This is a genomic window from Leptotrichia sp. SK-5, assembly GCF_055387215.1.
This window is the reverse complement of record NZ_AP028931.1, coordinates 1,731,561-1,753,925: the sequence shown is the minus strand read 5'-3', so window position 1 is coordinate 1,753,925 and position 22,365 is coordinate 1,731,561. Positions and strand designations below refer to the sequence as shown.

The window sequence follows — 22,365 nt, the reverse complement described above, 5'->3', positions numbered from 1 at the left end:
GTTTGCCGCTATATTCTTGGTTTAAATAATAATTATTAGGAGGAAATACAATGGCATTAAAACCAAAAAAAGAAATTATTGAAGCATTCGGGAAGAACGCACAAGATACAGGATCTGCTGAAGTGCAAGTAGCATTGATTACAGACAGAATCAACCATTTAACAGCTCACTTGAAAACACATCCTAAAGATGTACACTCAAGAGTAGGATTATTAAAAATGGTTGGTAAAAGAAGAAGATTATTAAACTACATTAAAAATAGAAACGTAGACGATTACAGAGAATTAATCGGAAAACTAGGAATCAGAAAATAGTAATTAAGATAAAAGAGCGTATTTTATGTATGCTCTTTTTTTGAAAATAAATTTTAAGGAGTTTAAAAATAAAATGGAATATAAAGTAAGTGAGAAAATAACAGGATTTTTTGTTGTTTTATTAAAAAAAGTTTTGTCAATTTTTTCTCTTAAAATGAGATATAAAATTTTTGAAAATTTTGGAATAATTGCCTATTATGCTATAAAAAAACGGCGATTACTTGCTATAGATAATATAAAAAATGCTTTTCCTGAAAAAAATGAGAAAGAAATAGAAAGAATTGCGAAAGAATCCTATAAAACAATGGGAAAAATGATTATGACTTCGATTTTTTTGGAGGAAATTACACAGAATGGCAATACAGTTGTGGAAAATGATGAGATTATGAAACAGGCTTGTGAGAATAATGAAAAGGCTGTATTAATAGTGTCACTTCACTTAGGTGGATTTGAAGCTGGAAGTAAGATGAGAAATATTAGAAAGTTTTATGCAGTATTTAGAAATCAGAAAAATAGAAAAATCAATGATTTGATGACCAAATGGCGTGAAAAAGGAGGGCTTAATTCATTACCATTACATGATAGTGATGCACTAAGAAGTGCAATAAATGAAAAATCGATCATTGCACTGGCTTCAGATCACTATGGAAAAGATGTGAATGTAACTTTTTTTGGAAGAGAAACGACTGGTGTAGCAGGACCTGTGTTACTTTCAATTAAACATAAGATACCCATAGTATTAGCTTATGCTATATTTGATGGAGATGTAATTCGTGTCAAAAATAAAAAAATTATTGAAATTGAAAAACAAGCAAAATTGAAGGAAACAATGCAGTATAATATGCAAAAAATTTATCATGAATTTGAAGAAATCATTAGAGAATATCCAGAGCAGTATATGTGGCAACACAAGAGATGGAGAAATAAGAAAAAATAAAGCAAAAAAAGCAAAAATTTTATTTTTTCTAACTTGAATATGTGGAAAAATTGTGATAAAATTAAATGACGAAGTTTTTGGAGGAAAATATGAAAAAATATTTATGTCTATTTATTTTGTTAATTCTTACAAGCTGTACTAGTTTAACTGCTTCTACTAACAAAATGTCTCGTGCAGAAACAAATGTTATTAGTACTGAGATAATGAAAGTTACTGAAGATTTGAAAGAAGCTGCCAGCTTAAATGAATATGATAAATTAAAAGAAATTTTTTTACCTACATTTAAAAATAATATTATTGTAAAAAAAATGCAAGAATACGATCTTTCGGGATTGACATTTGTTTTTTCTGATGTAAATGTCGTATCAAATAATAAGGCAAATAGCCTGATGGTAATTAATTTTGCAACAGAAAGTAATTATTATAAATTAACTTGGAAGAAAACAGATGGTAATACTTGGAAGATTTCAAATGTAGCTGAAAAAAAATAAGAAGGGAGAAAAATGCACATATCAATAACTATTCTGTTGATTGTTATTTTTTCTTTTTTGACTTTTTTTATAGCTTATTTTTTTGGAAGTTCAATATTTAAGAAAAAATATGGAGAACTAAGCGAACTGGAATTAAAAATCATTGATGCTAAAAGAAGACTTGAGACATCAAAAAAAGAAGTTGAAAGAGAAATTGAATCGTTTAGGAAAGAAGAAACATTAAAGGTAAAAGAAGAATTATTAAATGAGAAAAAAATAGCAGATGACGAGATAAAAAAAATGAAATCAGAACTTGCTACAAAAGAAGAAAGAATTGCAAAAAAAGAAGAAACATTAGAAACGAAAATGGAACGTCTAGAAGAGAAAGAAGCAAAAGCAGAAAAATATCGTGAAAAATTATCTCGCAAAGAAAAAGAATTAGACGAAATGATTGCAAATGAAGAAAAAGAACTTGAAAGAATTTCTGAACTTACTCAGGAAGATGCTAGAAAAATCATTTTAACTAAACTTGAAAATGAGCTGGATCATGATAAAGCTGTATTAATAAGAGACTATGAATATAATCTTGATAGAGAAAAAGATAGAATTTCTAAAAGAATTATTTCTACTGCAATTGGTAAGGCAGCATCGGATTATGTGGTTGATTCAACAATTTCTGTTATTCAACTTCCAAGTGAGGAAATGAAAGGTAGAATCATTGGACGTGAAGGACGAAATATTAGAGCCATAGAAGCAGCAACAGGAGTTGACTTAATAATTGATGATACACCTGAAGCAGTTGTTTTATCATCATTTGATGGTGTTAGAAGAGAAGTTGCAAGAATTGCACTTGAAAAACTGATTTCAGATGGACGTATTCACCCAACAAAAATAGAGGAAGTTGTAGCAAAAGCACAGCATGAAGTAGATGAAAGTATATTGGATGCAGCAGAACAGGCAATTCTTGAAGTTGGAATTCCAACATTGCCACGTGAAGTATTAAAAGTATTTGGGCGTTTAAAATTCAGAACATCTTTTGGACAAAATATTTTACAACATTCAATAGAAGTTGCACATATAGCGGCAGCTCTTGCAGCAGAAATAGGAGCAAATGTAGATATAGCCAAAAGAGCAGCATTACTGCATGATATTGGAAAAGCCTTTTCACACGAGCAGGAAGGTTCTCACGCCTTAAACGGTGGAGAGTTTTTAAGAAAATTTTCAAAAGAAAGTGAAATTGTAATAAATGCTGTAGAAGCTCACCATAATGAAGTTGAGCAGTTAAGCATAGAAGCTGTGTTAGTACAAGCAGCCGATTCTATTTCAGCCTCAAGACCAGGAGCAAGACGTGAAACATTATCAAATTATTTAAAACGTCTGGAACAATTGGAAGAAATTGCTAATAGTCATGAAGGAATTGAAAGTTCGTATGCAATTCAGGCTGGTAGGGAACTAAGATTAATTGTTCATCCAGATAATATTGATGATGATAAAGCTACGATACTTGCTAGAGATGTAGCAAAAGAAATTGAAGAAAAGATGCAATATCCAGGACAGATAAAAGTTACGGTTATTAGAGAAACTAGAGCTGTAGAATATGCAAAATAAATAAAAACTAATTAAAAAGAGAGCTTATCCGTTAAAAATATCTTTGAGATAATTTTTATTCTGGGGGGCTCTTTTTATAATAAAATAAGCTTAAAATTGAAAAATTAAAATATAGAAAAAATAAATTAAGAAAAACTATAAAAAAATGATAATATGTAGTATAATAAATATTAGATAAATTTGAGACGCAAAGGGATGATTTTACATGAAATTTTTAATAATTGGTGATATTGTCGGTAAACCAGGCAGAACTACATTGTTTAAATACTTGGAAAAACGAAGACAGAATTATGACTTTATCATTGTAAATGGAGAAAATTCAGCTGGTGGATTTGGAATAAATGTAAAGATTGCAAAGGAAATGTTTGAGCGAGGAGCAGATGTTATCACTCTTGGAAATCATAGCTGGGATAAAAGGGAAATTTACGCTTATATCAATGAGCAAAAAAATCTGATTAGACCAATAAATTATACGAAGGAAGCACCAGGAAACGGTTATACAATTGTTCAAAAAAATGGAGTGAAAGTGGCAGTTATAAATGCACAATGCAAAGTATTCATGCCTCCGATTGCTTGCCCATTTTTGGCAGTAGAGGAAGTTTTACCAAAGATTAAGGAAGAAACGGATATCATTATTCTTGATTTTCATGGAGAAGCTACTTCAGAAAAGCAGGCAATGGGTTGGAACTTGTCTGGAAAAGTGTCGGCAGTTTACGGAACACATACACATACACAGACAGCAGATGAGAGAATTTTACCTGGAGGAACTGCCTATATTTCAGATATAGGGATGACTGGAGGACATGATGGTATTCTGGGAATGAATAGAAGGGAAAGTATACAAAGATTTAAGGATGGAATGCCAACAAGATACTCTGTATGTGAAGAAAATTTAAGAATTAATGGTATTGAACTGGAAGTAAATGAAAAGACTGGCAAGACAGTATCAATTAAACGTGTAAACATGGGATATGACGAAATATAAAAAAGGAAAATAAAAAAATGAAATGGATAAAAGTAAAAGTAGATTATTTTTCAGATAATTTAGAAGAAACGAAGACAAAATTAGTAAATATGTTTGATGAAATTGGAATTAAACAGATAGAAGTTATTGATTATTTTTCTGAAAATGTACTTGATTATAATGCTAATTTCTCTCTAAAAAATGAGGTTTGGAGTATTATTGGATACATTGTTGACAATAGATTTGCAAATACAAAATTAAATATTATTTTTAATAATTTAAACGAATTTCAGAACTCAGATGCAGAGTTTATGTATGAAATTTATACAGCTAAATGTAATGACGAAGACTGGCAAGATGAGTGGAAAAAATATTTTCACACTGTAAACATAACTGACAATATTGTTATAAAACCAAGTTGGGATAAGTATGAACCAGAAAATAATGAAATTGTAATTGAAATTGATCCAGGTCTTGCTTTTGGGACAGGTACACATGAAACGACATCTTTGTGTGTGGAGTTTTTGGAAAAATATTGCAAAAGTAAAAAGAAATTACTGGATATAGGGTGTGGCTCAGGTATTTTAATGTTAATTGGGAAAAAATTAGGTGTGAACAAAGTTGTTGGAATTGATATTGATGAAAAAGTTCGAGATGTGGTTTTGGAAAATTTTTCTAAAAATGATATAAATGATAATTTTGAAGTGATAATTGGAAATTTGGTAGATGATGTCAGTGAAAAATATGATTTAGTTGTGTCAAATATTTTGGTGGATGTTTTGGAAAAATTGCTTGAAGATATAGAAAAAACTCTAGAAAAAGGTGCAACTGTTATTTTTTCTGGAATTTTGAGCGAAAAAGAAGAGACATTTGTGAAAAAGGCTGAAAATTATAATTTGGGACAAATTGATAGAAAAGAAAAAAATAACTGGGTGTCACTTGTTTTTAAATATAAAAACTAATTGATTTAAAGTTGAAAAATCTCGTTATTTTTGTGAAATAGTCAAAATTTTCAATTTTAAAATAATTAAAATGTAAAAATAGAAAATGGAATAAAAATAATAAAATAGAAAGTAGGAAAATATGATAATTGCTATTGATGGTCCTGCTGGAAGCGGAAAAAGTACCATCGCAAAATTGATTGCAGAGGATCTGGGACTTGTTTATCTTGATACAGGGGCAATGTATAGGCTTGTTACGTTAAAGGCTTTAAATGATGGGATTTTGGGTAATTTATACAAAATTATAAAAATGCTGGATAATTTGAGCATTGATATTAAAGAAAATGGCTTTTATTTGGATGATATTGATGTGAGCGAGGAAATTAGAAAGCCTGTTGTTTCGGAAAATGTATCTGATATTGCGGTGATACGTGAGGTTCGTGAGAAAATGGTGGATTTACAGAGAAAATTTTCAGAATCAAAAAATGTTATTCTGGATGGACGCGATATTGGGACAGTTGTTTTTCCAAATGCAGATGTAAAAATATTTTTGGTGGCAGATGCGAAAGAAAGGGCAAATAGACGATATAATGAACTTGTTGCAAAAGGCGAAAATGTTAGAATTGAAGAAATTTATGAAAATATTTTGAAAAGGGACGAAATTGACTCTACAAGAAAAGAAAGTCCATTAAAAAAAGCGGATAAGGCAATTGAAGTGGATACAACTTCTAAAAATATTGAGGAAGTAAAAAATGAAATTTTGAATATAGTAAGAAAAAAAATTAACAATATTGAAGTTAAAAAATAACATCAATTTTTAGTTTTAAATTATATTTTAAGTAAATAAGTTTAGAAAATTAATTATTCGAATACTTAATTTGTATTTTTATAAAAATTATTATACGATAATATAAATTTAATTCAAAAACGAAAACTTATTTTATCCATATATATAATTTTTTTAAGTATAAAAATTAGCATAATTTGCATTTTTTTTAAATTAGAAAATCCATAGAAATGTAAAAAAATAGAAAAAAATGAAAAATTTTAAAAAAAACACTAGACAAATATTTAAAATAGTGTATAATAGTCTAGTAATTTGCAAGAAGAAAAAAATTGGAGGTTTGATTAATATGTCAAAAAAAGAATTTGTAGATGCTTACGCAAAAGCAACTGGAGAAACTAAAAAAAGATCTGAAGAATTGGTAAACCAATTTTTAGAAACAGTTGAAAAAACTTTATTAAAAGGAGATTCAGTTCAATTTGTTGGATGGGGAACATTTGAAGTAAAAGAAAGAGCAGCAAGAACAGGAATTAACCCACAAACTAAAAAAGAAATTAAAATACCTGCAAAAAAAGTTGTTAAGTTTAAAGTAGGTAAAAAATTAGCTGACAGCGTAGCAGAAGGAAAATAATTTTTACTTCACAAACTAATGGAAAGGCTATTTCTAAATGAAAAATCATTAAGAGATAGTCTTTTTGCATAAAATATAAAATTTACAGATAGGAAAAATATGATTTTATATAATTTATTAAGAGTTTTGTTATATTTTATAATAATGATTTTATCAATTTTCAATAAAAAACTATTAAATTTTTTTAAAACACGTCTGTTTCAGAAAATGGAAAATAACAATTTCCTAAACAATAATGAAAAAGCAATACTTGTTCATTTCTCATCAGTTGGAGAATTTAATTTATCAAAAGAATTAATTGAAAAAATATTACAAGCCAGGAAAGGTGAGAAAAATCAAAAGGTGATACTTTCTGTTATGACGGATACTGGATTTTCTGCAGTTAGTAAAATATATTCTGAAGATAAAAATGTAAAAATATTTTATTTTCCACTTGATGATTTTTTTGCAATGAAAAAAATTTATAAAAAATATAAAATAGAAAAAACAATAGTTGTGGAAACTGAAATTTGGCCAAATTTGTATTATTTTGCTCAAAAAAATGGTCAATTATTTATCGTAAATGGAAGGCTGACTGAAAAGAAATTGAAGTCGTATTTAAAATTTGGATGGCTTATAAGAAAAACATTAAATTGTGCTACGAAAATAATGGTCCAAAGTATTCCAGACAAGGAAAGATATGAAAGGCTGGGAATTGATAAAAATAAAATTAAAGTTTACAAGAATTTAAAATATTCAATTAAATATAATAAAATTTCTAACGAACAGAAAAAATATTATTTGGATACAATTATAGATAAAAATAAGAAAGTAATCGTGTGTGGAAGTACGCGTCCTAACGAGGAAAAAATCTGGCTTGAGGTCTTTAAGATGATAAATATTGATAATGAATATCAATTAGTGCTAGTTCCTAGACATCTTGAGAGACTTGGCGAAATTGAGAATATTATTTTGGAAAAGTTTTCAAAAGATGATTATTCATTAATTACACAAATTGAAAAAGAAAAAATAAATTTTAAAACTCAAGATTGGAAAAAAATAATTGTAGTTGATAAAATGGGAGTCTTGACAGATTTTTATCAGCTAGCAGATTTTGTTTTTGTTGGTGGGACACTTGTTGACATTGGAGGACATTCTATCTTAGAGCCGTTGTATTATGGGAAAAAGCCAATTATTGGTGAATATTTTCAGAATATAGAAGAAATAGTAAAAGATGCCAAAGAACTAGGATTTGTGGAAATTGTAAAAAATAAGGATGAAATTATTGAATATTTGAAAAAATCTGAAAATATTGACACAAGAGAGTTTTTTGAAAAAAATAATGAAATTGATAAAATATTGAACGAAATATATTAGTTAAATTGCAAAAAAAAATTTAAAAATTATAAAAATAAAAGTTTAAGGAAAGTAATTAAAAAATGGAAAATAAAATTAAAGTTATAGGGAAAAATGGACAAAAAATTGAAATAACAGAAGCTGAAAAGGAAAAGAGAGAAAATATAAAAAAAGTAAATGATGAATTCAAAAAAATAAATGCAGAAAAAAGTAAAATTATAAATGAACAGGAGATTTGGAAATATTTTTTTGAAAAGCCAAAAAAAAATTATAACAAATATATGTGTGAAATGCTTGAATTTCCTGAGTATTTGATGTACAATAATACAGATGTAGATAAATATTGTGGCAAATGGAATGAATTTTTTGGAAATAATAATGATATTTATCTTGAAATTGGCTGTGGAAGTGGTAATTTTACTGTACAGAATGCAGAGAAATTTAAAGATAGAAACTATATTGCATTAGAATTACGATTTAAACGGCTTGTTCTTGGAGCAAAAAAGTCTAAAAAAAGAAAGTTAAAAAATATTCTTTTTGTCAGAAAAAGAGGAGAAACAATACTAGATTTTGTTGGTAAAAATGAAATTTCGGGTGTATATATTAATTTCCCTGATCCTTGGGAAGGTGAAGAGAAAAAAAGAGTTATAAATGAGGAATTATTTTCTAAATTAGATGTTATTTTAAAAATAGACGGAAAGTTATTTTTTAAAACAGATCACGAAAAGTATTATGAGGATGTTTTGGAATTAGTAAAAACACTTGAAAATTATGAAATTGTTTACCATACACGTGATTTACATAATTCAGAGAAAGCAAGCGAGAATATTAAAACAGAATTCGAACAAATGTTTTTGAGTAAACATAATATGAATATTAAATATATTGAAATAAAAAAAATTAAATAATAAATATTGAAAGGAGAGGTAATAAGAAAATGGTTTGAAAAACAGAAATAGAAAACTGTACCTCAAATTATTCTTATTATAAAAACTATGGAAAATAAAAATACATATAACGAACTGCTTTACAAATCTAATCCATTTAATTATACTATTCCAGCGTTACTAGAAGCATATGGACGTTTATATGGATTGACGCCAAAAGATTCAAGAAAAGCGAGAGTTTTGGAATTAGGATCATCATTTGGTGGAAATATTATAACACAAGCACTTTATAATCCAGAATCTGAATATATTGGTATTGATTTGACGGCAGAACAAGTAAAAAAAGGAAATGAAGTAATTGAAAAAATTGGTTTGAAAAATGTAAAATTAATTGAAAAAAACATTTTAGACATAAATGAAGAGTTTGGGAAATTTGATTATATCATTGTTCATGGTGTATTTTCTTGGGTTCCTGAAAATGTAAAGGAAAAAATTCTGAAAATATGTAATGAAAATCTTACAGAAGAAGGAATTGCATATATTTCTTACAATACATATCCTGGATGGAAAGAACCTGATAAAATACGTGAAATGATGCTTTATGCAAATAAATATTTTCCAGAAGTTGCACTTGGAGATAAAAATCAACGTGGAAAAGCATTTATTTCAATTGTAGCAGATCAGATGAAAAGTTATAACGACATCTCTGAAAAAAAAGGAGATTTTATTAGACAAATTGAAGAAATTCTAAATATGCAGGATTATTATGTGGCTCATGAATATCTTGAATATTTTAACAAGCCAATGTATTTACATGAATTTGTAGATTTAGTAAGAAAAGAAAATTTGGAATATATATCAGATGTTGCGTTAAGACTCTCAATCGCAAGTGTTTATAATGATAGTACAGTCCAAAAACTGCAACAACTTTCACAAGGAGATCATGTTATAAAAGAGCAATGTCTTGACTATATACTTGATACTAAATTTAGAAGATCTTTAATTTGTAAAAAAAGCCAAGCGGAAAAACTTAATTTTACTGAAAGTTTTTCAAATGAGATATTAGATTCATTCTTTTTCACATTAAAATATTCAGAAGGAGAATTGGAAACAATAAATGAAGAAAATATAAAAGCTATTATGTTAGAATTAGTAAAAAACCCTAATAAAAGTTTTAGAGTTCAAGATGGAATGACAATATGGAAAAATTTAAAAACACAAGATAAAAGTGAAGAAAATAAAGAAAAAGAAATTATTGCAAACTTGAGAAAATTTATTTTGAACAGTATGATTAATGGTAAAATAAAATTTTATTGTTCTGAAAATGAAACTGTGCTTTATGAAGAAAACAAAGTTTATATACCAGAAACATTTAGAAATTATTTGAGAACTCTTATTGTGGGAGAGGGAGTCAATATAGTTGGAATAGCAAATTCTAGAAATGAAATTATAAGTGATTTAAACGATGTTGATGTAATAGTTGCTGATATTTTATCAGAACCAAAACCAGAATCAGAAATTTTGGAAGAATTATCAAAAACACCTATTTACAGAACGACAATGGATGGGGAAAAAACAGAAATTGAGGCTTCGGAATACTTACCTGAAAGTATAAAGAAACTTGAATTTATAGGATATTTTACAAAAAAATAAAATAATAAGATGTGATAAGTGTAAAGAATGCTTGTCACATTTTTTATTTACAAAATGTAGTATTTGATATATTTTTTACATTATTGAAATTATTATATTTTTTCATAGACAGAATAAAAAAAACATGATATAATAAAAAGCCTGTGAAAAATTTAAGTAATTTCATTGAATATTCAAAATATACTCAAATTTTTTTAACTTATACTGTATATAAGCTTTTTTAAATCATAAATAACAGTATTTAGTGATAATTTTTGAGTTTGATTTTAAAATGGATTTAATCTAGAACTAAAAAGGAGAAACTATGAAGGAATTACAAAAATTTTTAGAATGGGATAATACAATTAAGTTTTTGAAAACAAATCTGTTTAAACTATTTATAATTTATTTAATTATAAAAATAGGAAAGGTATTTAAAAATAGAGTTGAAAAAATACTAAAAATTATATTAGAGAAAGCGAATACAGACAAAAGTCTTGCTTCTTTTTTGATTTCAATTTATTCTATTTTGTATTATTTTATTTTAATTTATGTTTCAATAGGAATTCTTGGTATAAATGCAACTTCTATTACGACTTTTTTAGGAGCAACTGGAATTGTGTTAGGGATTGCATTTAAAGAAACTTTAGGGAATTTCTGCGGTGGACTTATAATTTTGACATTTAAGCCATTTAAGGTGGGAGATACAATCGAATATAACAATTATCTTGGTACAGTAAAGAAAATTGAATTGTTTTATACAAAAATGTTAAATCCACAAAATGAACTTGTAATTATACCCAACGGAATAATTACAAATACTGAAATCAGAAATATTAAGCAAAATGGAGAACGTAGACTGGATTTGAGAATCGGAGTTTCCTACAACAGCGATATTCAAAAAGTAAAAAAAATTTTAGAACGAATTATTAAGACGGAAACAATGGATGAGATTCAAGAAACTGAGAGCAGAAAAAACTTATTAATCAAATTACAAAATAGCATATTAGAAACAAAGGAAAAAACTAAAATAAATCTTTTTTCAACAATTTTTTCAAGAAAAAAAATGCAAGAAGCTGAAAAAGAAGCAAGTAAAAATTCTAATGATCAAGTTGATGATGAAATGGAAGATTTAGAAAGTACAGTAATAGGACAAAATGTTTATAATAATGATGAAAAATTGATTTTAGCTTCCAAAAAACCAGTAATAGGCGTTGGAGAATTGGGAGAATCAGCCATAATTTTTTATGTATATGTTTACACAAGAAGTGAAAATTATTTAACATTAAAATTGAAATTAAACGAAATAATAAAAACTGAATTTGATAAGGAAGGTATTGAAATACCCTATCCACAAATGGATATACACATGATTAAATAAAATATTGATTTATAAAAAAAATTACGGATAACTAAGGAGAGACGATGGAGATAAGAAGATTTTTGAATGACAATGCAGCACAAAGTAACTGTTATGTGATTTCTTATGAAAATGACTGTTATATTGTAGATCCTGGAGAAGAAAAAATGACACAAGTTATTGACTATATCAAGGATAATAGCTTAAATTTATTGGCAATTCTTTTAACTCATGGACATTGGGATCACATTCTAGGAATCCCTTCTGTATTGGAATATAAGAAAGTTCCAATTTATATAAGTGAAGGTGGGTATGAATTTTTGTTTAATCCAGAATTGTCGCTATTGGCATGGAGGGAAGGAGAATTTGAGTTAAGCAGTGATGCTCAGATTATAACTTTGAAAGAGAATGATAAATTAGGGAAAAATGGGAAAGTAACTGAAGAAAATGTTAACAATGGACTTTTTAATTTTGAGATAATCGAAACTCCAGGGCATAGTAGAGGGGATATTTGCTATTATGATAAAGCTAACAAAGTGTTAATTTCTGGAGATACAATGTTTGCTGGAACTTATGGGAGAGTAGATTTACCTACAAGTGATCCAATTCAAATGGGAAAATCGTTAAAAAAATTATTAGCATTAGATGAAGATGTGAAGGTTTATCCTGGTCATTCTTTTGATACTACAATTGGTGTAGAAAAAAGATACTATTAAATTTAAAGATATGGAATTAAGGAAAAAATGAAAATAATAATTCAAAGAGTAAATTATGCAAAAATATTTGTGAATGATAAATTTAAAGGAGAAATTAATAAGGGAATAGTTGCATATGTGGGAGTTTCCAATAAAGATTCTGAAAAAGATATTGATTTTTGTATTGATAAATTACTGAATCTAAGAATTTTTAATGATGAAAATGACAAAATGAATTTGTCAGTGAAGGATATAAATGGAGAATTATTGGTTGTAAGTAATTTTACGATTTATGGAAATACAAAAAAAGGGAGAAGACCAAGCTATACTGATTCAGCACCAGCTGAAAAAGCAGAAAAAATCTATAATCAATTTGTTCAAAAGTTAGAACAAACAGATGTTAAATTTGAAATAGGGGAGTTTAGGCAACATATGAAAATTATTTCTGAAAATGATGGACCTGTAAATTTGATAATTGATTCAAAATAAAAATTGAGAAGGGAGAAAGTCGTAAAGATGGTAAGAAAATCAGCAATAACAATGACTTGTATGTTATTAACAGTAGGATGTACAGGGTTGCAAACAAAAGGAGTTAATGAAAGTGCAAGTGGTAACAAAAAAAGGAACAACGATAATAAGTTTTTAACATCAAATAATGTAGATAATGAAAATATTACTATTGAAGTTGTACAAAATAAAAAAAATACTAACGAGAATGAAACAAAATATTCAAAACAGGAAACTACTAAAATAGAAAAATCAAATAAAAATAGCAATGCTTATATAGATGAAAGTATAGACAATTTAAGAGTAACAAAGTTATTTGATGAAAACAAGTTAGTAGATCGTTCAATGCCAAATTCACAATTAGTATTACAAAAACTATCTGAACTAAAAAGAAAACATCAAGAAATATTAAAAAGTGGAACATTTAGTGAAAAGAAAACAATGAAATTACAAAATGAATTGTTAAAATCGTATAGTAACTGGAAAGGAACTAAATATGAGCTTGGTGGAGATTCAGAGTATGGTATGGATTGTTCAGCTTTAACTCGTAGAGTGTATCGTGAAGTATATGGATATGAATTACCAAGACGAACTGTGCAGCAAATTAAAATGGGTTCTCATGTCTCAAAAGAAAATTTAAAACCTGGAGATATTGTATTTTTTAGACCAGAGGAGAAAAATAATCATACAGCAGTTTATTTAGGAGACACACTTTTTATTAATGCATCAACGTCTAAAGGAGTTGTAATTTCGACTTTGGAAAACACATACTGGAATAAATACTTTAAATACGGTGTGAGAATAAGAGAAGTTTAATAAAATTTAAGAAATATGTATTTTTAGATACATATTTTTTATTATTTTATTTTTTGTTGTGAGATAATACATATGTGACAAGAATATACAAAAAAAGAAAGGTTTCTGATATAATGTAAATCTACCAAACCACATTAAGGAGAAACCTTTCATATGAGTAGTATATCAGAAATATACCGTGTTCGTCAACGGGAAATTGAGTATGCGACAGAGTAAAAAATATAGGGGCAAATAAATTTAATTAAATTTCAAATTAACAAAAAAGAGGAAACCAGTTACAATATAATCGCCAAATCCTATTGAAAGGTGGTTTCCTCTATGATTAGAATATCAAATTTTTCTTCACTTGTAAAGACTTTTTTTAAAAATATTTTTTCCTTCAAACTTCCGTTTGAGCAGCAGTTTAAGCTGTTTGTCTCAAAGGCCTTTGAAACGCTGTTTAGAGTTTATGTCAAAAGAGTTGACGATGCCTTTTTTCATTCCGATGAAAGAAATGATAAGTTTAAAAGCAAAGGATTTGTTAAAAGAACTGTTACCACTGCCTTCGGAGATGTAACTTTTGAACGTCGAAAATATGTAAACAAAAAAACAGGCATTCACTATTACATTGATGAAAAAATTGGACTTAAGCGGTATAGACGGCTTTCTGAGGAGATGATTTTTACTATACTTTTTGAATGTCAGCATACTACAGCTTCATTTCTTGCAAAAACTTACGGTGTTTCAAGGGCTACCGTGTATAATCTTGTCAGTTCTTTTCAAATGCCGAAACTTGATATTGAAAGATTTGAAAGAGATGATAATTCACCAGTATATATGGAGATTGATGAAGATCATATGAAGTGTAGAAGAAGTAGAAATACATATATGAGGATGATTGTAATACATCGTGGAATTGAAGAAATCTGCACAGGCAGGAACAAACTCATTGACAAGCACACAATAATGTTTCCTGCATCCGTATCGCTTGAGGAAGTGTCGGAGTATGTGCTTAACTATCTTGAAAAAAGATACAGTATGGACAAAAAGAAACTAATTGTCAACTCTGATGGAGGAATATGGACAGACAGCTTTGTAGGAGAACTTGGAATTTACAAGCCAATACACATCTATGACAAGCCATAGCTGAAATTTCTAAAAGGGACAAGGAAATATCAAAAAAACTTTACAAATGGCTAAAGGGAGATAATTTTAAAGAACTTGAAAACTTTTATGAAAATTTCAAGGAAAAGGAGAATGTGAGCCAGAGAAGAAAGGAGCAGATGAAGATGCTGCTTAACCAGCATGAGAAGATAAGGAGGATATATACTGAAGAGGATTACATAGGCTCAAGGACGGAAGCCCTTGTGTCCCACGAATGCTCAAGATTTTTGTCAAGCAGGCCGAAAGCGTTTTCAAGAAGAAAGATAATGGCAAGAGCGTTATATCACACTTTCTTTGCAAACTATGGAAAAGACAGGGAAAAGGCGTATGAATTGTACTTTAGCGGCAAAAGAACGAGTTCACTAGAAAAGGCAATAGAGATGGAATGCTTGCCAGAAATTGTTAATGAAACAGGAAAAAGCACAAATATGCCATATTTGAGAGGAGGAGAATGTCCGCTTAGGGAAGTTTTGAAAGAAATATCACAAAGTAAAATATTTTAAAAAAAGCAGTCAAAAAAGATTTGTTGTGGTATTTAATAACTGCCCCTGTATTTTTTACTCTGTCTTGAGTATGCAATAAAACATAATAATAATTCAAAGGCAGCAGTGAAGCATAAAACATCACGTCAGCAGATAAAACGTTGGAGAGACAGATACGACGGCACAGTCCAGTCTCTCCTGCCAAAAAGCAGAAGATCTGAAAGCCACCTGAACCAGCACACGCAAGAAGAAATAGAGATTGTTATGAGAAAATACAGGAAGTTTGGCTATGAAGGGCTGGCAGAAGTTTATGTCAAAGCAGGAAAAGAAGGCTACAGCCGTACATACGATTCAATGTGCAGGATAATAAGGAAAATGAAGGGCAATGCCAAAGAAAAGCCTAAAAAGCTGCATAAAAGAAAAAAGAAGGCTGAACAGGCTAAGTACCCTGGGGAAAGAGTACAGATAGACATAAAATATGTTCCGGAAGAATGCATACAGTTTGGCACACGTGACCAGAAGTATTATCAAATAACGGCATTAGATGAATATACAAGAAAAAGAGTGTTAAGGATAGCGGATGAAAAAAGCACCTATCAGACTGCAAAGTTTCTAGAGAACTTGGAAAGGGAGCTGGGATTTGACATAAAGAAAGTTCAGACAGACAATGGGAAAGAGTTCACAAATTCTGAAAGTGATAAGAAAACGCTGTTTGAGGTGAAACTGGAGGAGAAGGGGATAGAGTACGTGACAACCCGTCCATATTCGCCATGGGAGAATGGAAAAGTGGAAAGAAGCCACAGGCTTGACAGCAAGTACTACGCAGACAAGAAATTTAAAAGCAAGGAAGAACTGTTAAGGGCAATAAGGAAATACAATACAAGATACAGCAACATATCAAGAAAAGTACTAGGCTTTAAGAGTCCAAATGAAGTATTAAAAGAGTACAAGGGAAATCAGTAGGTTAAAGATACATTAGGAAAGAAATATTTTTTTTAATATATTTTTGTAACAAATGTTTGACATCTATACAACATATTTTTTATTATTTTATTTTTCATGTTGAAAAAGACGCGAGAATAGTGTATTATATATACATTAGATTTAGGGTAATTAATAATAAAATAATTAATTCTTAGGTAGATAAACCTTAATCAAAAAGTTTTTAGGAGGAAAAATAATGAAAAATTACAAAGTAGCAATTATTGGAGCAACTGGACTTGTTGGAAGAACATTTTTAAAAGTGCTGAAAGAAAGAAACTTTCCAGTAGAAAAATTATACCTTTATGCTTCAAAAAATTCAGCTGGTAAAAAAATTGAATTTAATGGAACAGAATATACTGTTATTGAACTAAAAGATGACACAATAGCTGAGGATATTGATGTGGCTTTATTTTCGGCTGGTGGAGGAGTATCGCTTGAATATGCTCCAAAATTTAAGGCAAAAGGTGCAGTTGTTATTGATAACAGCAGTGCTTGGAGAATGGATGAAAATATTCCGTTAATAGTTCCTGAAGCAAATCCAGAAGCATTAGAAAATCATCCAGGAATTATTGCAAATCCAAACTGTTCGACAATTCAGGTAATGCCTGTATTAAAAGTTTTACAGGAAAAATATGGATTAAAAAGAGTAATCTACTCAACTTATCAGGCCGTGGCAGGTTCTGGACAGAGAGGACTTGATGATTTGGAAGCTAATCTAAAAGGAGAGCCTTCAAAAGGATATCCTCATCAAATTGCATTTAATGCATTGCCACACATTGATGTTTTCTTAGATAATGGATATACAAAAGAAGAAGAAAAAATGATTAACGAAACTAGAAAAATATTAAACTTGCCAAATTTAAAAGCAACAGCAACTTGTGTAAGAGTTCCAGTTAGATATGGGCATTCAGTATCTGTAAATGTGGAATTAGAAAGACCATTTGAACTGGAAGATGTAATTCGTGCATTTGAAGAAAAAGAAGGAATTGTAGTGCAGAATGATGGTAAGGACAACGTTTATCCAATGCCGATAAATGCTCAGGATACCGATGAAGTTTATGTTGGAAGAATCAGAAGAGATTTTTCAGCAGATAATGCCCTTAACTTGTGGGTTGTGGCAGATAATATAAGAAAAGGTGCGGCTACAAACACAATTCAAATAGCTGAAACTTTAATAAAAAAAGGAGCATTATAATAAAATATGAAATTTAGTACAATAAAAAATAAAATATTAATATTATTAGTTTTTGTTGCAACTTTCATAACAGGCTATAGTGATGATATAAAAGTTGGGATGGAGTGTGGATATGCTCCTTTCAACTGGTTTCAGAATGATGCTAAAAATGGTGCTGTGAAAGTTGATGGAGGTTATTGTGGCGGATATGATGTTGAAATAGCCAAAGTTATTGCAAAAAAATTGAATAAAAATTTGGTAATTGTAAAAACGAAATGGGAAGCGTTGCTTGGTCCTGCACTGACTTCTGGGAAAGTTGATTTAGTTATAGCGGGAATGTCTGCAACGCCTGAAAGACGTCAAAGTCTGACATTTTCGAAACCATATTATGAATCAGATTTAGTAGTAGTTGTGAAAAAGAATGGAAAGTATGCAAATGCCAAATCAATTAATGATTTTACAGGAGCAAAAATTACAGGACAATTAAACACGCTTCACTATGATGTTGTTGATCAGATGAAAGGCGTACAGAAGCAAACTGCAATGGAAAGTTTTCCAGCTATGATAGTAGCATTGAATTCAGGGAAAATAGACGGATACATATCAGAAAGACCTGGAGCTATGGCAGCTCAATTTTCAAATCCTAATTTAAAATTTATTTCATTTGATAAAAGTACAGGATTTAAATACGATACAGAAGAAGTGAATGTAGCTATTGGAATGAAATTGGGAAATACAGAGCTGGAGGAAAAAATCAATAAAATATTAGATGAAGATTTAACGCCTAAAGTACGTCAACGTATTATGGAAAAGTCTATACAAAATCAGCCAAATGAAGCCTCGCGTTCATTTTTTGGATGGGTAATATTTTTTATTAAAAATAACTGGATGACTTTTGTGAAAGGTACAGTTTCAACACTGTATATTTCAATTACGGGTACAGTAGTTGGATTTTTCATTGGATTACTGGTTGCATTATTAAGATATTCAGAAGCAGAAATCGATGGACAGTCTCATAAGTATAAAAAAACTGGATTAAAATTTTTAAACTGGCTTTCTTCAATCTATATTGCTGTATTTAGAGGAACCCCAATGATAGTGCAGTCAATGGTAATTTATTACGGATTATCACAAGTATTTCATATTAATCTGTCACCAATGGTAGCGGCACTGTTTATTGTATCAATAAATACAGGTGCATATATGAGTGAAATTATACGTGGAGGGATTGATTCCATTGATAACGGACAGTTTGAAGCGGCAAAAGCTATTGGAATGACGAATTTTCAGTTGATGCAAAGTATTATTTTTCCACAGATGTTTAGAAATATTTTACCAATGATTGGAAATGAGCTTATTGTAAATATTAAAGATACATCTGTATTAAATGTAATAAGTGTTACTGAACTGTTCTTTATTTCAAATTCTGTTGCGGGAACTTACTCACGTTATTATGAAGTATTTATTATAACAAGTGTGATTTACTTCTTCTTAACGTTTACATTATCATTAATCTTAAAACAAATCGAAAAACGAATTGACGGGCCTCAACATTTTGAAATTTTGGATGATGCTGATGGGGAGGAGAAATAATGAGTAAAAAGGTTATTGAAATAAAAAATATTAGAAAAGATTTTGGAAAGAGAACAGTTTTAAAGGATGTAAACTTTGATGTTCATGAAAAGGAAGTTGTAAGTATAATCGGTTCGTCTGGAAGTGGGAAATCAACGCTATTAAGATGTATAAACTTGCTTGAAAAACCTACAAGTGGACAAGTCTTAATTCATGGAAAAGATGCGATGGCAGGAGATGTGTCGCTTGTTACGTTGCGCGAAAAAGTAGGAATGGTATTTCAGCAGTTTAATTTGTTTAATAATTTAAGTGTTCTCGAAAACTGTGTAATTGGACAAATGAAAGTTTTGAAAAAGTCAAGAGATGAGGCTGAAAAAATAGCAAAAGAATTTTTGGCAAAAGTAGGAATGGAACGTTTTGTTCATGCAAAGCCAAATCAAATTTCGGGCGGTCAGAAGCAACGGGTGGCAATAGCGAGAGCATTGGCAATGCAGCCAGAAGTTTTACTGTTTGACGAGCCGACATCAGCGCTAGATCCTGAAATGGTTGGAGAAGTTCTGAAAGTAATGAAAGACTTGGCAAAAAGTGGACTTACAATGATTGTGGTGACGCATGAAATGGATTTTGCCCATGATGTTTCGAGCCGAGTTGTGTTTATGGATCAAGGTGTAATTGTGGAAGATGACAAGCCTGAAAATATCTTTGAAAATCCAAAACATGAAAGAACTAAGGAATTTTTGAGCAGAATGTTGAAAAAATAGATTATAAATAAATTATAGAAATTAAAATTTTACAAAAAAATATAATTTAAAATTATTAAAAAAGATCTAGAAAGCCTTTAAAATTAAGGAAATTTAAAAATATAAAAATTATTACTGTTTTATAAATTATATTTAAAAAATAAGAAAAAATGAGAAAATTCCTTGAAATTTTTTTAAAAATAGTGTAAAATAGTAAAGGTTAAAAAAAATAAATAGGAATTATTAAAAATAAGGAGAAAAAATGGCTAAAAAAAATGAAACTAAATTAGCTTTGACTGAAGAAGAAAAAGCAAGAGGGCTAAATGCTGAAGAAATAAAAGGACTTTTAATTAATAAAGCAATTTTAGAAACAGCTAAAAAATATGACTTCAATGAAGAAGAAAAAGAAGAATTTGAATACTTCTTTAAAAATGAAAAAAACAAATTCTTTATTGCAAAAGCAATTGAAGATAAAATTTCTGTAAATGAAAATGATGTTACAAAACTATATACTGAGAATAAAGCAAATTTTGATGCACAAAATATTCCATTTTCAGAAGCAAGAGAAATTATTCAAAGAGATTTATTAAATCAACAACTTGTTACACTTGAAGCTGAAGAATTAAACAAATTAGTTGAAGAAATGGAAGATAAAGTAGAAATTACTAAAGAAGAAGTATTGTTCTCTAAAGGAAATTCTGAAGTATTAAAAACTTTAATTGTTGGAAAAATAATTGCTAAAAAAATGGAAGAATCAAACTTTGAAGAAAATAATAAAGATGATCTTGAAATTATTAAAGATAATGTATACATCAATTATTATTTAGATTTAGAAGTAAGAAAAAATGTAAAAGTTACTCAAGAAGAAATTGCTGAAATTTATGAAAATGAAAAAGCAAAATTAGGAAATGTAACACCAAACAGTGCATACCAACAAATTGCTAACGCATTGGTAAATAACAGAGCTATTGAAGAAAGAAATAAATTAATAAACAAAATTTCAGAAGAATATAAAATTGAAGAAATAGCAAAAGAATATACTGAAGCTAAATAAAAGTTAATAAAGTAATTATATAAAAACTTGGAAAATAATGATCAATTTATGAAATCCAAGTTTTTTAATTTGTAGAAAAAATAAGGAGTACAGTATAAGTACTCCAAAAATTATTTGAAAATTTTAAGCTAATTTAAGCAAGAAAAGAAATAAAAATTAATTTTTTCCCAATTCATCTGCTACTAATATTGCAGCAAAAACATCATCGGCAGTAACTTTGAATGGCATATTATGAATTGTTTCACCTTCAGCTGTACTTGCTTTTGCTACTTCATACAATCTTTCTTTAGAAACACTTCCCATTCCCAATTCATCCAATGTTGTTGGAAGTCCTACACTCTTACAGAACTCTACAACTTTTTTGATTTCACATAGACATCTGTTTTCTAGAACTAATTGCGTAATTGTTCCGAATGCAACTTTTTCTCCATGATACATGTGGTGCCCTTCTTCCAGAATTGTAAGTCCATTATGAATAGCGTGAGCTGCTGCAAGTCCTCCACTTTCAAATCCAATTCCACTTAAATAAGTATTTGCTTCGATTATATTTTCAACAGCTTGTGTAACTACTTTATTTTCCACCGCAATTTTAGCTTTTAAACCATCTTGGAACAGAGTATCTTTACACAATTCTGCAATTGCAATAGCGGCTTTTGTAATTCCTCCTCCAGCGATTGAAGAAGCATTTGAATCAACACAGGCTTTGGCTTCATAATAAGTGGCAAGTGCATCTCCAATTCCAGCGACAAGAAGTCTAGCAGGTGCATTTACGATTACATCAGTATCCATTATTACCATATCAGGATTTGCCTTTAAGAACAGGTATTCTTCAAATTCTCCATTTGGAGTGTAGATTACTGACAAAGCGCTGCATGGTGCATCTGTTGAAGCAATTGTCGGAACGATGAAGACAGGAATATTTTCGTAATATGATACTGCTTTTGCCGCATCAAGAGTTTTTCCTCCACCGATTCCAAATACTGCATCACATTTTTTTTCTTTTAAAATATCAATATTTCGGTTAATTTCATTTTTTGAACATTCTCCGCCAAAAACTTCAATATGGTAGTTTACTCCTTCTTTTTCAAAACTTTCAACAATTTTATCCTTAAAATTATCAAAAATAAATTTATCTACTAAAAGATATGCTCCGCTGTTACCACGTAATTTGTAATAAGTTGCCAAATTGGCAATTTAATTTTTTCCTTGAATGTATTTTGATGGTGAATTAATAATTTTTGTCATAAAAAATCATCTCCTATAAAATTTAAATTTATTTAATAATATTATAGTGCATTTTTTCACAAAGTCAATAGGAAATTTAAAATAAAAATC

21 protein-coding genes and 1 pseudogene are annotated in these 22,365 nt (G+C 29.1%); 21 read left to right on the top strand and 1 reads right to left on the bottom strand.

Annotated features, from left to right (window positions below; translation table 11 throughout):
• Positions 1-50: 50 nt before the first annotated feature.
• The 21 genes and pseudogenes from rpsO (at position 51) to ACZ5B9_RS08725 (ending at position 21,030) form a co-directional block, all read left to right on the top strand.
• Positions 51-314 carry a 30S ribosomal protein S15 gene (gene rpsO / locus ACZ5B9_RS08825; RefSeq protein WP_021769398.1) on the top strand — a complete coding sequence of 88 codons (264 nt, stop codon included), beginning with the start codon at positions 51-53 and terminating at the stop codon, positions 312-314.
• Between the two features lie 73 nt (positions 315-387).
• Positions 388-1,251: a lysophospholipid acyltransferase family protein gene (locus ACZ5B9_RS08820; RefSeq protein WP_464422256.1), complete on the top strand. Its 864-nt coding sequence runs from the start codon at positions 388-390 to the stop codon at positions 1,249-1,251.
• 89 nt (positions 1,252-1,340) lie between these two features.
• The gene (locus ACZ5B9_RS08815) at positions 1,341-1,742 is read left to right on the top strand and encodes a hypothetical protein (protein ID WP_036071057.1); all 402 of its coding nucleotides are present in this window, start codon (positions 1,341-1,343) and stop codon (positions 1,740-1,742) included.
• 12 nt (positions 1,743-1,754) lie between these two features.
• Entirely contained in the window at positions 1,755-3,329 is a 1,575-nt protein-coding gene (rny, locus tag ACZ5B9_RS08810) for a ribonuclease Y (RefSeq protein WP_021769401.1), read from the top strand.
• Between the two features lie 205 nt (positions 3,330-3,534).
• Positions 3,535-4,314: a TIGR00282 family metallophosphoesterase gene (locus ACZ5B9_RS08805; protein WP_464422255.1), complete on the top strand. Its 780-nt coding sequence runs from the start codon at positions 3,535-3,537 to the stop codon at positions 4,312-4,314.
• A 17-nt stretch (positions 4,315-4,331) separates the two neighbouring features.
• Positions 4,332-5,255, top strand: a complete 924-nt coding sequence (gene prmA, locus ACZ5B9_RS08800; RefSeq protein ID WP_464422254.1) for a 50S ribosomal protein L11 methyltransferase — start codon at positions 4,332-4,334, stop codon at positions 5,253-5,255.
• A gap of 121 nt (positions 5,256-5,376) precedes the next feature.
• A complete protein-coding gene (cmk, locus tag ACZ5B9_RS08795) occupies positions 5,377-6,042 on the top strand; it encodes a (d)CMP kinase (protein ID WP_464422253.1) in 666 nt (221 codons plus the stop codon).
• A 325-nt stretch (positions 6,043-6,367) separates the two neighbouring features.
• Positions 6,368-6,649, top strand: a complete 282-nt coding sequence (locus ACZ5B9_RS08790) for an HU family DNA-binding protein (RefSeq protein WP_464422252.1) — start codon at positions 6,368-6,370, stop codon at positions 6,647-6,649.
• Between the two features lie 207 nt (positions 6,650-6,856).
• Complete coding sequence (locus ACZ5B9_RS08785) at positions 6,857-8,005, top strand: 3-deoxy-D-manno-octulosonic acid transferase (RefSeq protein ID WP_464422251.1); 1,149 nt, start codon at positions 6,857-6,859, stop codon at positions 8,003-8,005.
• A gap of 62 nt (positions 8,006-8,067) precedes the next feature.
• Entirely contained in the window at positions 8,068-8,892 is an 825-nt protein-coding gene (gene trmB, locus ACZ5B9_RS08780) for a tRNA (guanosine(46)-N7)-methyltransferase TrmB (RefSeq protein ID WP_315287348.1), read from the top strand.
• 87 nt (positions 8,893-8,979) lie between these two features.
• Complete coding sequence (locus tag ACZ5B9_RS08775) at positions 8,980-10,524, top strand: methyltransferase regulatory domain-containing protein (RefSeq protein WP_464422250.1); 1,545 nt, start codon at positions 8,980-8,982, stop codon at positions 10,522-10,524.
• Positions 10,525-10,828: 304 nt separating this feature from the next.
• Positions 10,829-11,884: a mechanosensitive ion channel family protein gene (locus ACZ5B9_RS08770; RefSeq protein ID WP_464422249.1), complete on the top strand. Its 1,056-nt coding sequence runs from the start codon at positions 10,829-10,831 to the stop codon at positions 11,882-11,884.
• A gap of 44 nt (positions 11,885-11,928) precedes the next feature.
• On the top strand, positions 11,929-12,579 hold the full coding sequence (locus ACZ5B9_RS08765) for an MBL fold metallo-hydrolase (protein WP_021770321.1): 651 nt from the start codon (positions 11,929-11,931) through the stop codon (positions 12,577-12,579).
• A 27-nt stretch (positions 12,580-12,606) separates the two neighbouring features.
• Positions 12,607-13,047 (top strand): D-aminoacyl-tRNA deacylase, encoded by a 441-nt coding sequence (gene dtd, locus ACZ5B9_RS08760; RefSeq protein WP_464422248.1) that lies wholly within the window; start codon positions 12,607-12,609, stop codon positions 13,045-13,047.
• A 27-nt stretch (positions 13,048-13,074) separates the two neighbouring features.
• Entirely contained in the window at positions 13,075-13,881 is an 807-nt protein-coding gene (locus ACZ5B9_RS08755) for an NlpC/P60 family protein (protein WP_464422247.1), read from the top strand.
• A gap of 318 nt (positions 13,882-14,199) precedes the next feature.
• Positions 14,200-15,527 (top strand): annotated as a pseudogene (locus ACZ5B9_RS08750) (ISLre2 family transposase).
• 39 nt (positions 15,528-15,566) lie between these two features.
• Positions 15,567-16,469 carry a DDE-type integrase/transposase/recombinase gene (locus ACZ5B9_RS08745; protein ID WP_464423950.1) on the top strand — a complete coding sequence of 301 codons (903 nt, stop codon included), beginning with the start codon at positions 15,567-15,569 and terminating at the stop codon, positions 16,467-16,469.
• A 217-nt stretch (positions 16,470-16,686) separates the two neighbouring features.
• A complete protein-coding gene (locus tag ACZ5B9_RS08740; protein WP_464422246.1) occupies positions 16,687-17,685 on the top strand; it encodes an aspartate-semialdehyde dehydrogenase in 999 nt (332 codons plus the stop codon).
• Between the two features lie 6 nt (positions 17,686-17,691).
• Entirely contained in the window at positions 17,692-19,257 is a 1,566-nt protein-coding gene (locus tag ACZ5B9_RS08735) for an ABC transporter substrate-binding protein/permease (protein ID WP_464422245.1), read from the top strand.
• Entirely contained in the window at positions 19,257-19,997 is a 741-nt protein-coding gene (locus ACZ5B9_RS08730; protein ID WP_315287338.1) for an amino acid ABC transporter ATP-binding protein, read from the top strand. The genes ACZ5B9_RS08735 and ACZ5B9_RS08730 overlap by 1 nt, the downstream gene beginning before the upstream one ends.
• A 241-nt stretch (positions 19,998-20,238) precedes the next feature.
• Positions 20,239-21,030: a viral A-type inclusion protein gene (locus tag ACZ5B9_RS08725; RefSeq protein WP_464422244.1), complete on the top strand. Its 792-nt coding sequence runs from the start codon at positions 20,239-20,241 to the stop codon at positions 21,028-21,030.
• A 156-nt stretch (positions 21,031-21,186) separates the two neighbouring features.
• On the opposite strand, the gene ACZ5B9_RS08720 is transcribed toward ACZ5B9_RS08725, so the two are convergent.
• Positions 21,187-22,215 carry a glycerol dehydrogenase gene (locus ACZ5B9_RS08720; protein ID WP_464422243.1) on the bottom strand — a complete coding sequence of 343 codons (1,029 nt, stop codon included), beginning with the start codon at positions 22,213-22,215 and terminating at the stop codon, positions 21,187-21,189.
• Positions 22,216-22,365 lie beyond the last annotated feature (150 nt).